The organism is Actinocorallia aurea (assembly GCF_054783995.1).
Window position 1 is genome coordinate 123,242 of the sequence record NZ_BAAGPQ010000040.1, and the last position, 14,332, is coordinate 137,573.

13 protein-coding genes and 1 tRNA gene are annotated in these 14,332 nt (G+C 70.0%); 6 read left to right on the forward strand and 8 right to left on the reverse strand.

Annotation, left to right across the window (positions count from 1 at the left end):
* Positions 1-66: 66 nt before the first annotated feature.
* Positions 67-1,314: a phosphoribosylamine--glycine ligase gene (gene purD, locus ACYVOM_RS40965; protein WP_460309031.1), complete on the reverse strand. Its 1,248-nt coding sequence runs from the start codon at positions 1,312-1,314 to the stop codon at positions 67-69.
* Between the two features lie 374 nt (positions 1,315-1,688).
* Here purD and ACYVOM_RS40970 point away from each other — a divergent pair, with 374 nt between their 5' ends.
* From ACYVOM_RS40970 to ACYVOM_RS40985, 4 genes are read left to right on the forward strand one after another with little or no spacing between them, the layout of a single operon-like run.
* Positions 1,689-2,777: a magnesium and cobalt transport protein CorA gene (locus ACYVOM_RS40970; RefSeq protein ID WP_460309032.1), complete on the forward strand. Its 1,089-nt coding sequence runs from the start codon at positions 1,689-1,691 to the stop codon at positions 2,775-2,777.
* Positions 2,778-2,808: 31 nt separating this feature from the next.
* Entirely contained in the window at positions 2,809-3,576 is a 768-nt protein-coding gene (locus ACYVOM_RS40975) for an MOSC domain-containing protein (protein WP_460309033.1), read from the forward strand.
* On the forward strand, positions 3,573-4,427 hold the full coding sequence (locus ACYVOM_RS40980) for a phosphoribosylaminoimidazolesuccinocarboxamide synthase (protein WP_460309034.1): 855 nt from the start codon (positions 3,573-3,575) through the stop codon (positions 4,425-4,427). The genes ACYVOM_RS40975 and ACYVOM_RS40980 overlap by 4 nt, the downstream gene beginning before the upstream one ends.
* A gap of 29 nt (positions 4,428-4,456) precedes the next feature.
* Entirely contained in the window at positions 4,457-5,134 is a 678-nt protein-coding gene (locus ACYVOM_RS40985; RefSeq protein ID WP_460309035.1) for an NUDIX hydrolase, read from the forward strand.
* Between the two features lie 49 nt (positions 5,135-5,183).
* Here ACYVOM_RS40985 and ACYVOM_RS40990 read toward each other — a convergent pair whose 3' ends face one another.
* The 4 genes from ACYVOM_RS40990 to ACYVOM_RS41005 form a co-directional block, all read right to left on the reverse strand.
* Positions 5,184-7,850 (reverse strand): discoidin domain-containing protein, encoded by a 2,667-nt coding sequence (locus ACYVOM_RS40990; protein ID WP_460309036.1) that lies wholly within the window; start codon positions 7,848-7,850, stop codon positions 5,184-5,186.
* Positions 7,851-8,079: 229 nt separating this feature from the next.
* The gene (locus tag ACYVOM_RS40995; RefSeq protein ID WP_460309037.1) at positions 8,080-8,472 is read right to left on the reverse strand and encodes a VOC family protein; all 393 of its coding nucleotides are present in this window, start codon (positions 8,470-8,472) and stop codon (positions 8,080-8,082) included.
* A gap of 127 nt (positions 8,473-8,599) precedes the next feature.
* Positions 8,600-9,790, reverse strand: coding sequence for an FG-GAP repeat domain-containing protein (locus ACYVOM_RS41000; protein WP_460309038.1), 1,191 nt, complete (start codon positions 9,788-9,790; stop codon positions 8,600-8,602).
* 166 nt (positions 9,791-9,956) lie between these two features.
* Entirely contained in the window at positions 9,957-10,439 is a 483-nt protein-coding gene (locus tag ACYVOM_RS41005) for a hypothetical protein (protein WP_460309039.1), read from the reverse strand.
* Between the two features lie 268 nt (positions 10,440-10,707).
* On the opposite strand from ACYVOM_RS41005, the gene ACYVOM_RS41010 reads away from it, so the two are divergent.
* Positions 10,708-11,211: a hypothetical protein gene (locus ACYVOM_RS41010; RefSeq protein WP_460309040.1), complete on the forward strand. Its 504-nt coding sequence runs from the start codon at positions 10,708-10,710 to the stop codon at positions 11,209-11,211.
* Positions 11,212-11,638: 427 nt separating this feature from the next.
* Here the strand turns inward: ACYVOM_RS41010 and ACYVOM_RS41015 are convergent, their stop codons facing one another.
* Together ACYVOM_RS41015 and ACYVOM_RS41020 are read right to left on the reverse strand one after the other, a co-directional pair.
* Complete coding sequence (locus ACYVOM_RS41015; RefSeq protein ID WP_460309041.1) at positions 11,639-11,866, reverse strand: hypothetical protein; 228 nt, start codon at positions 11,864-11,866, stop codon at positions 11,639-11,641.
* A 392-nt stretch (positions 11,867-12,258) separates the two neighbouring features.
* Positions 12,259-13,212 carry an NADP-dependent oxidoreductase gene (locus ACYVOM_RS41020; protein WP_460309042.1) on the reverse strand — a complete coding sequence of 318 codons (954 nt, stop codon included), beginning with the start codon at positions 13,210-13,212 and terminating at the stop codon, positions 12,259-12,261.
* 82 nt (positions 13,213-13,294) lie between these two features.
* Here ACYVOM_RS41020 and ACYVOM_RS41025 point away from each other — a divergent pair, with 82 nt between their 5' ends.
* The gene (locus tag ACYVOM_RS41025; RefSeq protein ID WP_460309043.1) at positions 13,295-13,867 is read left to right on the forward strand and encodes a TetR/AcrR family transcriptional regulator; all 573 of its coding nucleotides are present in this window, start codon (positions 13,295-13,297) and stop codon (positions 13,865-13,867) included.
* Positions 13,868-14,207: 340 nt separating this feature from the next.
* Here the strand turns inward: ACYVOM_RS41025 and ACYVOM_RS41030 are convergent.
* A tRNA-Arg gene (locus ACYVOM_RS41030) sits at positions 14,208-14,280 on the reverse strand.
* Between the last annotated feature and the right edge of the window lie 52 nt (positions 14,281-14,332).

A 14,332-nucleotide genomic window follows, 5' to 3' on the forward strand; every position in this document is an offset into this window, starting at 1 on the left:
GGGAACGCCGCACGCCCGGCACCATCGGGGCGCCGGGCGTGCGGGTGGAGCGCGGTGATGCGCCGGTCAGGCTTCGGCGGCCTTCTCGGCGATGTCGGTGCGGTGGTGGGAGGCGCGGAGGGTGATCTTCGAGACCGCCTCGTAGGCGTTCTCGCGGGCCTCGGTGAGGTCGGCGCCGGTGCCGACGACAGAGAGGACCCGGCCGCCGTTGCTGTAGAGGACGCCCTCTTCGTTGACGGCCGTGCCCGCGTGCAGGACGTAGGCGCCGTCGACGGCGTCGGCGGCGGCCAGGCCCTCGATGGCGTCGCCCTTGACGGGGTCGGCGGGGTAGTTCTCGGCCGCGACGACCACCGTCACCGCGGAGCCGGAGTGCCACTCCAGCGTCGTGTCCGGCTTCAGGTTGCCGACCGCGCAGGCCTGCAGCAGCGTGCCGAGCGGGGTCGCCAGCCTGTCCAGGACCACCTGGGTCTCCGGGTCGCCGAACCGGGCGTTGAACTCGATGACCCGCACGCCCTTGGACGTGAGGGCGAGCCCCGCGTAGAGGACTCCCACGTACGGGCTGTTGCGGCGGCGCAGTTCGTCGATGGTCGGCTGCACGACCGTGCGCATGACCTCCTCGACGAGACCTTCGGGGATCCAGGGCAGCGGCGTGTAGGCGCCCATGCCGCCCGTGTTGGGTCCTTCGTCGCCGTCGTAGGCGCGCTTGAAGTCCTGCGCGGGCATGAGGGCGACCGCGTGCTCGCCGTCGCTCAGCGCGAACAGGGAGACCTCGGGCCCGTCGAGGTACTCCTCGATGACGACCCGGGCGCAGCCTTCGGCGTGCGCCTCGGCCTCGACCCTGTCCTCGGTGACGACGACGCCCTTGCCGGCGGCCAGGCCGTCGTCCTTCACGACGTAGGGCGCGCCGAGCGTGTCGAGCGCGTGGGCGACCTGGTCGGGTTCGTCGCAGACGAACGCGCGGGCCGTCGGGACGCCCGCGGCCTCCATGATCTCCTTGGCGAAGGCCTTGGAGCCCTCGATCCGGGCGGGGCCGGCGTCGGGGCCGAAGCAGGGGATGCCCTCCCGCCGGACGGCGTCGCCGACCCCCGCGACCAGCGGCGCCTCGGGGCCGATGACGACGAGGTTCACCCGCAGCCGGACGGCCAGTTCGGTGACCGCGATGGGGTCGGTGGGGTCCAGGTGGTGGTTCTCGGCGAGTTCACCGATGCCTGGATTGCCGGGCGCGCAGTAGAGCGCGGTCACGGAGGGGTCTTGGGCGAGGGAACGGACCAGGGCGTGCTCACGGCCGCCAGATCCCAGAACAAGGACGCGCACGTTACGCGAGCCTATCGGCAACGGCGTGTGAACCTGGACGATGCCCCCGGCGTCTGATGTGTCGGGTGCTAATCTGCCGGGGGCTGAACAGGCCGATTCCCGGCCATGCCGCTTTTCGTCAGCGGCTTCGGTGAACGGTGGACGCGGCCCCGCGTCCTGTCCCCGCACGCGAAGGGAGGTGGCCGGAGATGAGTACCGGAGATCCTTGTAGTACCGGCGAAATGCCTCATCATCCACCATCCACTCCCAGTCGGGGCCCCTTCGCGGACGCGCGCTCCCTCGTCTGACGCCGTACCGGACGGCGTCGCGCACGAGGTCGCAGCGCCGTTCGCCTCACCGGGTCTCGCACTCGCCCGTGTGAAGGAGATCCGGTCATGGCCATGACCAAGGTGCGTCCCGGTCTTTCCCTGTTCGGCCGCGGCCACAAGCCGCTCACCCTCGACCCGGTCTGCCGCGACAGCGCGGTCATCGACTGGGCCGTCTACATAGACGGTCAGCGGGTGGTGACCGAGAGCGTCGCCGACGCCGTGCGGCTGGTCCGCGACGGCGAGCTGTTCGTCCCTGCCGACACCGACTCCCCAGGTTTCGTCTGGGTCGGCCTGCACAATCCCGATTCGGCCGAGCTGGAGAGCCTCGCCGCGCTGTTCGGGCTGCCCGCCCTGGCCGTCGAGGACGCCATCAAGGCACACCAGCGGCCGAAGCTGGAGCGCTACGACGACCTCCAGTTCTTCGTGCTGAAGACCGTCGGCTACGTGGCGCAGGAGGACGGCGTCGACGCGGTCGAGACCGGCGAGATCATGATCTTCTGCGGTCCGGATTTCGTGGTGACCGTCCGGCACGGCGTGCACGGTGAGCTCGGCTCGGTCCGGCGCAGGCTGGAGGCCGACCCCGAGCGGCTCAGGCTCGGCCCGGCCAGCGTCATGCACGCGGTCGCCGACAGGGTCGTCGACGAGTACCTCCAGGTCGCCGAGGGCATCCAGCAGGACGTCGACGAAGTGGAGGAGTCGGTCTTCTCCCCCGAGCGGAGCAACGAGACGAACCGGATCTACCACCTCAAGCGCGAGACGATCCAGCTCAAGCGCGCGGTGGGCCCGCTCGCCGGGCCGCTGCGCACCCTGTGCACCCGCCGGATGGTCCCGACCGAGATCCGCGAGTACCTGCGCGACGTCGAGGACCATCTCGCCCGCGTCCGCGAGCAGGTGGACGCCTGCGATGAGCTGCTCAACCCGATCCTCCAGGCGCACATGACCCAGGTGACGGTCGGCGACAACCAGGACATGCGCAAGATCTCGGCCTGGGGCGCGATCCTCATGCTCCCGACCGCGATCGCCGGCATCTACGGCATGAACTTCGAGCACATGCCGGAGCTGAGCTGGGCATATTCTTATCCGACAGTGATTTCCGTCATCGCCGTCGGCTGTCTTCTGCTCTACCGGGGCTTCCGCCGCAACGGCTGGTTGTGATCCGGGGGAGCAGTTGATCACCGTCACGGGGTTGAACGTCCATCCGCTGAAGAGCGGGTCGGCCACCCCGGTCCGCTCGGCCGAACTCACCGAGACGGGGCTGGCGCACGACCGCGAGTTCATGCTCGTGGACGCCGAAGGCAGGTTCCTGTCGCAGCGCAAGCACCCTCGGATGGCTCTGCTGCGCACCTCCTACGACGGCGTCTCCCTCGACGTCAACGGCTTCCACCACAAGGCCGTCGGCCCCGAGGACGGCCCGGTCGTGGCCGTCTCCGTGCACGGCAGGCCCTGCCAGGGCGTCGACCAGGGCGCGGAGGCGGCCGCGTTCTTCTCCGGCTTCATGGGGATGGACGTCCGCCTCGTCCGGTTCACCGGCGTCCGCCTGACGGGCCGGGGCGGCGGCAGGGTCGCCTTCGAGGACGGCTACCCGCTCTTGATCATCGGTGAGGACTCCCTCTCCGACCTGAACTCGCGCCTCGCCGAGCCGGTCCCGATGAACCGGTTCCGGCCGAACATCGTGCTCTCCGGCCTCGGCCCGTTCGGTGAGGACGCCGTGCGGCGGCTGCGGATCGGGTCGGTGGAGATCGAGATGGTCAAGCCGTGCGGGCGCTGCGTGCTGACGACGGTCGACCAGGAGACGGGCGTCAAGGGCAGGGAACCCCTCGCGACCCTCGCCGGGTACCGCACCTCGGAGTTCGACGGCGAACGGCTGATCATGTTCGGCCAGAACGCGATCCCGCGCACGACCGGTACCCTTCACGTCGGCCAGTCGGTGGAAGTCATGGAGTTCGCAGCGTGAAGCACGTGCACAGTGGCAAGGTCAGGGATCTCTACGAGCTGCCCGGCGGTGAGCTGCTCATCGTCGCGCGCGACACGATCTCCGCGTACGACTACGTGCTGGACACCCCCATTCCGGACAAGGGTGCGATCCTGACGCAGCTGTCGCTGTGGTGGTTCGAGCAGCTGGCCGACGTGGTGCCGAACCACGTGATCTCCACCGACCTTCCCGAGGACGCGCCCGCCGAGTGGGCGAAGCGGGCCGTGGTCGTCAAAAAGCTGGACATGGTGCCGGTCGAGTGCGTCGCGCGCGGGTACCTGACGGGCGGCGGCCTGAAGGACTACCGGGCGTCCGGCGAGGTCTGCGGGATCGCGCTGCCGGCCGGGCTGGAGGACGGCTCCGAGCTGCCCGAGGCGATCTTCACGCCGACCACCAAGGCCGATGTCGGCGACCACGACCTGCCGATGACGTACGCCGAGGTCGAGGCGAAGGTCGGCGGCGGGCTGGCCGAGAAGCTGCGCGGGATCACCCTTGAGGTCTACCGCCGCGGCGCCGAGCTGGCGCGCGAGCGGGGCGTGATCGTCGCCGACACCAAGATCGAACTGGGCCTGCTCGACGGGGAGCTCGTCCTCGGCGACGAGGTCCTGACGCCGGACTCGTCCCGGTTCTGGCCGGCCGACCAGTGGCGGCCTGGACGGTCCCAGCCGTCGTTCGACAAGCAGTTCGTCCGCGACTGGCTCACCTCGCCCGCTTCGGGCTGGGACCAGGCGTCCGGCGAGGCCCCGCCCGTGCTGCCCGCCGACGTCGTCGAGCAGACCCGGGCGAAGTACATCGAAGCGTACGAAAGGCTCACCGGCCGTAAGTGGGTCTAGGCGTCCCGATTGCCGATAGGTTCTGGGGCATGTCGTCGGTGCCCAGGGTCGCTCTCACGGTGGACCTCGTCGTGCTCACCGTGCGCGAGCAGCGGCTCTGCGCACTGACCTGGCTGCGCGACCACGAGCCCTACCGGGGCCGCTGGTGCCTGCCCGGCGGCTTCATCCAGCTCGACGAGGACCTCCCCGTCGCCGCGGCCCGCCTCATGGACGAGAAGGCGGGCCTCGCCGACACGGCGATCCACCTGGAGCAGCTCGCCACCTTCGGCTACCCCGACCGCGACCCGCGCCAGCGCGTCGTCAGTGTGACGTACCTGGGCCTCGCCCCGAACCTCCCGGCCTCCTCCCGCGCCCAGGTGACGTGGAAGCCCGTCGGCATCCTCCTGAACGACGAGGAGAACGCCTTCGACCACCGCCGCATCCTGCGCGAAGGGATGGAGCGCGCCCGCTCCAAACTCGAGTACACGTCCCTCGCCGCGGCGTTCTGCCCCCCGGAGTTCACGGTCGCCGAACTCCGCCGCGTCTACGAGATCGTCTGGGGCACCCCCCTCGACCCGCGCAACTTCCACCGCAAGGTGACGGGCGCCGAAGGCTTCCTGGTGCCTACCGGCGCCACCACCACCCGCGACGGCGGCCGCCCCGCGCAACTCTTTCGCCGGGGCCGCGCCGAGCAGCTCCACCCGCCGATGCTCCGCCCCGGCGGCTAGGCCCTCATCGGCCGCCGTACACGCGTCCAGACGGGGCCGGGCCTGCGGGTCAGGAGCGGACCTGCAGGTCGGTGACGATCGGGCGGGTGCCCGTGATGACGTCGAGTGCCGACGGCGCCGTGAACAGCAGCCGGACGTAGCGTGCCCTGACCGCTCCGAACTTCGCGACGGCCCGCCCATCGGCGGCCTCGCGGGTGGCGACCGTGCGCCAGGACCTCCCGTTCGTCGACACCTGGATCCGGTAGCCGTACGCCGACGACGCTCGCACGGCGACACTCCGCACGCGCCGGGCGGAGCCGAGGTCGACCTTCAGCCACTGCCCGGAGGCGACCGACGACGGCGTCCAAGCCGTCGCTGCGCTGCCGTCGACCGCGGCGAGCGCGGCCTCTCCCGGCGCGGCGGAGACCGCGTCGGCCGGGCGGCAGCGGGCCAGGTCCCCGGTGGGCTTCTCGGACGGCCGCCGGGTGGCGATCGTCAGCCTCCGCCCCTGGGTGAGCACCTTCTTCCCGTTCGGATGCTCGACCGGCAGCGGCCTGCCGGACAGCAGGGTCACCGTGGTGCGCTTCGGGCCGACGTCGACGGTGAACGTGCGGCCCGCCCAGGTCATCCGGCGGACAATCACCCGGGGCAGCTGCGGCGGCAGGCTGGGGTCGAGCGCGATCGAGCCGTCGCCGCCGCGGAACCCGGTGAAGCCGTACTGGAACGTCTGCAGGAACCCGGCGGCGCCGGTGAGGAAGCCGTAGGACGACTGCAGGTCCGGCTTGCGCACCTCGGAGAACTCCAGGTAGGGGCGGCGCACGAACGGCTGGTAGGAGCGGAGCAGGTAGGTGTACGACGCGCAGCCGGCGACGCCGAGGTGCGAGCTGTCGATCGCGTGGATGGCGTCGGACATCGCCGGGCCGAGGGCCGAGGTCCTGGCCGCGTAGTACTCGAGGTCGTTCACCGCGGTCCGCCGGGGCATCTCGAAGCCGAGCGGGTAGGTGAGCATCGCGACGTCGGCCTGCTTGATGGTCGCGCCGGCGTACCCGTCGTACTCCTTGTAGATGTCCTTGGCGCGGTCGTACGGCATGGTCGCGGTCAGTCCGCGCGCGACCTTCGCCCAGCGCGCCGGCGGGGTGATGCCGAGCGTCTCGGCCGCGGCCGCGGCGTTGCGGAGGGTCAGGGCCGCGACGGCGTTGGTGTAACTGCTGTTGGTGACCTTCTCCTGGAACTCGTCGGGCGGCTGGACGCCGGCGATCTCGTACCCGTCGGAGGTCCTGGCCGCCTTGGACTCCCAGAACAGGGCCAGCGCCTTCAGCATCGGCCAGCCTCGGGCGCGCAGCCACTTCCTGTCCCCGGTGGCCAGGTAGTACTGCCAGAAGGCGAGCGCTATGTCGCCCTGCAGGTGGAGCTCCTGCTCGCAGCTCGGCCCGTAGCAGTTCGTGCCGTAGACGCCGTCCGAGCCGCTGGTCCACGGGTAGAAGGCCCCGGCGTAGCCCTGCGCGGTCGCGTTGCGCCGCGCGGCGGCCAGCGTCCGCGACCGGTAGTCGGGGATGACCGCGGCGATGTCGGGGTGCTGGACGAGCAGCGCCGGGAACATCCACGTCTCGGCGTCCCAGAAGACCAGGCCCGCGTAGCCCTCCCCGCCGAGCCCGGACGGCCCGACCGCACTGGGCGCGTCGGCCCGCAGACTCGCGTAGAGCGCGTACTCGCTCGCGTGCACGACGCGCTGGAGGTCGGCCCGGCCGGGCACGAGGATGTCGCTGCGGTAGACGGCGCGCCAGGCGGCGGCGTTGGACCGCGCCAACGAAGGCCGACCGACGGCGGCCGCCGCGCGCGCCTCGAAGACCGCGTCGCCGGGGCCGGCGATGATCGCGGCGTACTTGGTGAACTCGTAGGTGCGGCCTTCGACGGCCTTGAAGCTCATACGCTCGCTGGCGGTCGCCGCGCCCGGCTGCGCGTCGCCGGTGTCGCCGGTCAGCGGCACTCCGGTGCGCAGCACCTGCGCTTCGGTCAACGCCTTGCCGACGCCGGTCGAGACCATGGTGACCCGGGAGGTGTGCGTCCCGGTGTCGACGGCGGCGCCCTTCGCGGTGAGACGCTGCGCGCCCGCGCCGTCCAGCGTGCCCGTGACCGAGGCGGCGCCGCTCCACAGCGGGGTCAGCGCCAGGTGGACGACGCCGATGTGCGGACGGGACCGGTCGGCGAAGACCTCGTAGCGGAACCGGGTGCGCCGCCCCGCCGGATCGGTCCACACCCCCGACGTGGTGACCGTGCCGGTCCGCAGATCGAGCGACTGGGTGTAGCCGCCGACCGTGCTCGCACTCGCCGTGTCCGGCCCGTACGTACCCGACGGCGTGGTGAACCCGAGCGTCGTCCACGCCGGGATCGTCGCGATGGCCTGCTTGTCGCCGCCGACCATGCTGGCGGTCCGTCCGTAGAGGCCCGAGACGATGCCGGTGGTGATCCGCGGGTTGAACAGCGGCCAGGTGTTCATGCCCTGGTCCCCGCCGTACAGGCCCATGCCCGCCGCAGGTATGCGCTGCCCGAAGTAGCCGTTGCCGACGTACGGGGCGGCCGTGAACGCCGTGTCGAACCGGTGCGTCGTCAGCACCCACGCCGCGTCACGGCTCGCGGAGCCTTCCGGCTCCCGCCGCGACGGAACGCCCGAAGCGGGGACCGCGCCGACGACCACCGCCAGCCCGGACACGGCGGCGACCCAGCCGAGGGACCTCATTGCCCACCCACTTCACCGCAAGGCCCCCACCCGAAAGTTGATTCACCGTACTCGGTTCCCGCCCCGGCGAAAAGAGCCGGTTCACGACCGTTACCTGGCGAAATGACAGGCTGCGCCCACCAGGCGAACGATCACCGCTCGAAACTGCCGGAGAAACGTCGAAAGGACCGCGGGCCGCGCGCCCTGGTGGCGTGCCACCCAACGTCCTGGGACAACGGGATCGAGCGCCTCAGGCCGGTCCGAGGAGGTCCCATCGGTTCCCGGCGATGTCGAGGAACACGGCGAGACGGCCATAGGGCTCGTCGCGCGGAGAGATGACGAACTCCACGCCGAGGTCCGTCATGCGTGTGTAAGCGGCGTCGAAGTCGTCGACCCTCAGGAAGAACCCCACGCGTCCTGCGACCTGGTCACCGATCACGGCGGCCTGGCGCTCCCCGTCGGCCTGGGCGAGCAGGATGCCGGTCTGGGCTCCGGGCGGCCGAACGACGACCCACCGCTTCGGGCGTCCGTCGTTCGTCAGCGATGGCGAGTCCTCGACCAGATCGAAGCCGAGGACCTGGGTGAAGAACCCGATGGCGCGGTCGTAGTCGTCCACCACGATCGTGACGAGATCCAGTTGCATCCCGCGATCGTAGAAGAGCTAAGCCTCCACCCTGCCCGCAAGGCACCTTCGGACCGGCCGACTCCAGAACCCTCTTCCCGGCACGATTTCGGAGGTTCGAGGAGAGCCACTCGCAGCGAAGCCCGGTTCAGGGGCGGGCGGTCCCCTGGCCGAAGAAGCCGGAGAGGGGCACCGGGAGTTTCTGGGCGGCCTTGGGGCGGGTGACCGGCACGACCCACAGGTTCGGGGCGGCGCTGTCGGGGATGACGAGCTCCTTCGCGGAGTCGCCGACCGGGTTCTGCACCACCATGTCCTGCGCGTCGATGCCCTTCGCGCCGAACGCGGCGGTCTTGAGGGTCCTGACGTGGGCGGTGTCGAGGCCGGTGCGGATGCCGCGGATCACGCGGAAGGTCCGCGAGTCGGACGCGATGACCACGTCGGCACGGCCGTCGCCGGTGACGTCGCCGACCGTCAGGGACCCCTTGAAGGGGATCGGCGCGAGCGGCGCGCCGAACGACCTGCCGGTACCGAGACGCACGTCGAGATGGCCTGCGTCCGGACCCGTCAGCCGGGCGGAGACCAGGTCGGCGCGACCGTCGCCGGTGACATCGGCGAGGTGGACCGGCCCCGCGTCGTCCTGGAACGCGTCGGAGGTCCACGACCGGGACGGATCCGGCCAATACCCCTTCTTGCTCCGGAACGTCACGGCCTGGGCGTCGACCGCGACCAGCTCGGGAAGCTTGTCGCCACTGACGTCACCCACCGCGAGCCGCCCGGTCACCCCCTTGAGGATCTTGGCGCGATCGGCGGAGAGCCCCTTGGCACCCCCCTTGAAGACCATGACCCCCATCGGAACCCGAACCGCCACATCCGAGTAGCCGTCCCCATTGAAGTCGGCGGCGACGGGCGCGACCTTCTCTGCCGCACCCCACGGCAGCAACGTCCGCGCCTTCTTCCGCAGCCCCTTGCCCGACCCCGAGTACACGACCACCCCGCCCTGCACGTCCCCCGGCACAGGCTCCCGCTCGAGCGACCCGGCCAGGTCCGCATACCCGTCTCCGTCGAAGTCGCCGGTCGCCAGGGCGGTGAAGTGCCCCGTAACCTTCGGCCTCTCGATGACCGCGGGCTTCCGCGACACCTTCCCCTTGCCCCCGGAGTACACGAGGATCGCGGACCTCTTCCCCCCGTCCCGCTCAAGGGTCACCGCGATGTCCCGCCGCCCGTCCCCGTCGAAATCCCCGGCCCGCGCCGGGTGCGGCCGCGCTTGCGCCCCCGAGCCGGGCACCAACACCCCCACGAGCACCAAAGCCGAAAACGAGGAAACGACAACGGCCTTCATCAGAGCCTCCCGACCACGAGCTTCCACAAGCCCTGGGCATGAGACGACCCCGAACCCCGAAAAGTTCAGCCCGCCGATCCGGCGGCTCCGTGGCTTCGGGCGGCCCTGGAACCGCAGCGGCGGGCTGAGCTCCGCGCCCGCCGCTTCCGCACTGAGCCGCCGGGCGTTACTGGGTCTCTCGGATGAGAGTGGCGCTCTGACCGGAGAACTCCACGACGGCGTTGTGCGGTGCGTCCTGCACCCATTCGTCAAAGCCGTCGATGGAGCATTCGCTCTCGTCAGACGGCGCGGTGCCGTCGGGGCAGTTGCCCCCGGCGACAATCAGGACCGTGTCGGTGGCGATGAAGAAGGCGACGTCGCCGACTAGGAACTTGCCCGGCGCCAGATAGCTCAGCGTCCCCCACTTCTCAGTGATCTGCTGACCCTGCTGCGCACCCGAGGCGTCCGATCCACCCGAATTCTGCGACGTGGAGCTTCCGCTGGGCGCAGAGCCCGCCTCCGGCGTAGAATTCTCACCCGGCGTCGCGGTACCGCTGGGCGCAGCCACCGAGGGCGGAGCCGCCGCAGAGCCCCCGTCCCCCTCCCCATCACAAGCCGTAACACCCAGCGCCAGCACAGCCACCACACCCGCGACCAGAATCTTCCGCATGGCTCCCCGTCCCAGAGCGCGACCTTCATGATCGCGATACACCGGTTAAGACGCGGACACCCCCAACGCGGTTCAAGCCCCACGAGTGATCAATCCGACCCCCCACATCCCGAACCCGCAGCCCCACACCAGCATCAAGACGCTCAACCACCCCAGAGAAGTTCACGCGCCTCCCCGAACTCTTCCCGTCATCGGTGAAGGGAAAAGGCCCCGGTCTGGAGCATGCGACGTGTTTGTGCTCGGGCGATGCGTCTGCCACGGTGCTCGGATGGCAGGGCTGCTGGGTGACAAGCGCAGGTTCGCTGTGGAAATTGGAGACCGCGACGGCTCAGCGCTGCGTCGGGTGGATCTGTGGGTCGCCGATCAGTGGTTGACCTGCGACGACAACATGGTCTTCGTCAAGTCGTTTCGCCACTACGTGGCGCGCACCGCTGCCGGACTACGCCGCGGGGACATCGCGGCGGAGCCGTTCGCTGGTGTGTCTCCAGTCGCCGCTCACCGCCGGCTTCTCGCCGGGACCGGGGACGGTGACGAGGAGTGCGAGCGGTTCGGCTTCTTCGGCCGCTGGGGCTGGGGCCCCACGACCGACAACGTGATGTCCTTCCTTTGGCGGGATGAGGACTGCGTGGTGATCACGGCGGAGTTCTGGCGGGAGAGCCACTTGCTCACGCATCCCGACCACGCGGGATCGGTCTTCGCAGCCACGCTCCCGGCTACCGAGTTCGCCGAGATCTTGGATGAGACACTCGCGGCCCTCGGCGGAGGCCCGTGACGACCGGGGCTGAAGCATCGGCTCTAAAATCGAAAGGACTCACGTCTTGGGAGAATGCGAAAGGCCAGGTCGGCATCGTGCTGACCTGGCCATTCAACTGCGCACCCGAAGGGATTCGAACCCCTGACCTTCTGATCCGTAGTCATCGACCCGTGCCGGGTGTTTTGGCTGCGCGTGCGGCAGGAACGTCGTCCTGGATGGCGTAGGGTCTGCGCACCCGGAGCCGGGCGATGAGTTCTTCGACCATTCGCGGGTCGAGATCGCTCAGGTGCGTGATTCCGGCGGCGCGATCGGCGTCTCCCGGGTGCGCCGTGGAGCCGTCACGGCAAGCGCGTAGGAGCCGTGGGCGGTGATCGCCTCTTTTCCCGACTCCTTCCAGGAACGGACGGCCAACACCGTCCACCTTGCTCGCCTCGGACCATCCTCGTCAGAGTTTGTAGAGCCTCGGGAATGGGGTGGGAACGCACACCTGCAGGGTGCCGAAATCAACGGTCACCGTGGCGGTGCCACCGATCGAGATCACCGTGCCGAGGCCGTGCTTGTCATGGCTCACCCGGTCGCCGACCGAGAAAACCTCGGGTGCCGGCGGAGGAGGAGGCGCTTTGAAGGGACTTGTCGGCAGATGGCGCACTGTGGACGAGCGTGACTGGTTCATTGATTTCAGTATGCGCGCCGAACGCTCGTGGTCGGGTCTTCTGACCTCAGAAGCTTGGCCCGGTTCTCTGGGTGGGGCTGTCCCGGGCGCGGTTGCAACGGAGCGTTGGGGCGGGATCGGGACGGCCTAAGCGATCTTGCAGACCCTCATGCGGCCGGTCCCACTGTCAGCCGGGGTTTCCTCAGGGATGGACGCCCGAACGACGCCCGCTCGCCACAAACGAACACAGCCAGTCCTTCTCAAGTGAAGAACCGGCTGCTCAGGCCTTACTTTAAGGCGCACCCGAAGGGATTCGAACCCCTAACCTTCTGATCCGTAGGGCCAAAGCACCATTTAGGGCGTTTCTTCTGGTCGGGTGGGGTCGATGCGGCGCGTCCTTCGGGGCCTGGTGGTCAGAGGACGAGCATGAGCTTGCCGCCGGGTCGGCGGGACCGGCTGAGCTCGGCCGCCTTCTGGATCTGGTCGAGCGTGTAGGTGCGGGCGACCGATACGGCCAGGACGCCTTCGCCCGCCAGGTGGGCGAACTCTTCCATCCGGTCGTAGCGCAGGTCGATTCGGGTGATCCGGGTGCCCAGCTCGGTCGCGGTGGCGAAGTCCGAGACGGTGAGGACGCGGTCGGGGTCGCCGGTCAGTTCGATCAGGTTCGGCAGGGCGCCGCCGGCCGGGCTGGCCTGGTCGGCACGGTCGATCCGGCCGCCGGTCGGGGCCGTGTCCAGGGCGCGGTCGACGCGGCCTCCCGCCAGTGCGGCGACGCGTTCGGCCATGCCGTCGCCGTAGCCGGTCGCCGCGGCGCCGATCTCTTCCAGGGCCGCAGCCCGAGTCGGTCCAGCGGTGGCGATCACCCGGATGCCCCGGTGCAGGGCGAGGCGCACCGCCGCCTCACCCACAGTGGTGCCCGCGCCGTGGACGAGCAGCAGCTCGCCCGGCTGGACGCCGAGGTCGTCGAGCGCCTGCCACGCCGTCTCGGCCGCCATCGGCAGCGCAGCGGCCTGCTCGGCGGTGACGCCCTCGGGAACGCGTGCCCAGGCCGCCATCAGCGCATACTCGGCGGCTCCCGCTGTCGGACCGTCGAAGGTCGCCGGGCCGAACACGCGGTCTCCGATCTCGACACCGGTGGCGCCCGCACCGAGCGCGTCGACGGTGCCCGCGATCTCGAAGCCGAGCCCGCGCGGCAGCGGCGGCAGACGGTCGGCCAGGAGGCCGTCGACCACCGCCCAGTCGGACGGGGTCAGGCCGCACGCCTGCACGGCGATCCGGATCTGGCCGGGTCCCGGCTCCGGCTTCGGGGCGTCGCGGAGCACGATCACGTCCGGGGATCCGAACCGGTCGAACTGAAGGGCCTTCATGGCGATCTCCTGAGTGATGACAGCATCTGTTGTCATGATCCTAGCAGCGAGATGACAGCATCTGCTGTCATATGCTGTGTGCATGCCACGATGGGAATCCGACGCGCAGGGCCGACTGGAGCGTGCGGCGCTCGAACTGTTCGAGACCCAGGGGTTCGAGCGCACCTCGGTCGCGCAGATCGCGCGCACCGCCGGCCTGACCGAGCGCTCCTTCTACCGCTACTTCCCCGACAAGCGGGAAGTCCTCTTCGCCGGCGACGAGCTGGAGACCCACCTCGTCGCCCAGGTCGAGGCGGCCGACCCGGGTCTCCCGCCGATCGAGGCCCTGCTGACCGCGCTGGGGACGGCAGACGAGATCTTTCACCCGCGCAAGTTCCTGCTGCGCCGCACCAAGGTGATCGCCGCCAACCCGGCACTGGCCGAGCGCGATCTGATCAAGCTCGCCGACATCGCCGACGCGCTGACGCGGGCGCTAGAGCGCCGCGGCATCGAGCCCGGCAAGGCACGCTTCATCATCGACGTGGCCATCGCGATCTCCCGGCGCGCCACCTCCCGCTGGCTGGCCGAGCCGGACGCGACGCTCTCCGAGCTCGTCGCCCAGACCGCCGCCGAGCTGTGCGAGGCGGTCGCCCCCCCGCCCCCCACGGCCGCCTGAGCCCGCCGCGCAAAGCTCCTCTAAGCAGGGTGATAGGGACGAGCGGAAGAGCATGCATTGTTCTCGGCGGCAGCGCCTGGACGCGCCAACCACTCGCGCAGATCCCTTAACCGCCCGCACCGCGGGCCCACCAAAACAGCCGGGCCGGTCAGTCGGCGTGACCCCGGCGAACGGTCCACCAGGGGCCGTCACGCGGGCCGGACGGCGTCATTCTGTGGGAACGGATCGGGAACGGGGAGCCGGTCATGGCCGGGTTCCGTGGCTGTGAATCGGACATATGAACGTGTCCGATAAATGCGAAAGGCCAGGTCGGCGTGGTGCTGACCTGGCCTTTCAACTGCGCACCCGAAGGGATTCGAACCCCTAACCTTCTGATCCGTAGTCAGATGCTCTATCCATTGAGCTACGGGTGCTGGTGGGTGTTGCGGTGGGGCAACGAGTCATAACCATACAGGGTGAGGGGGG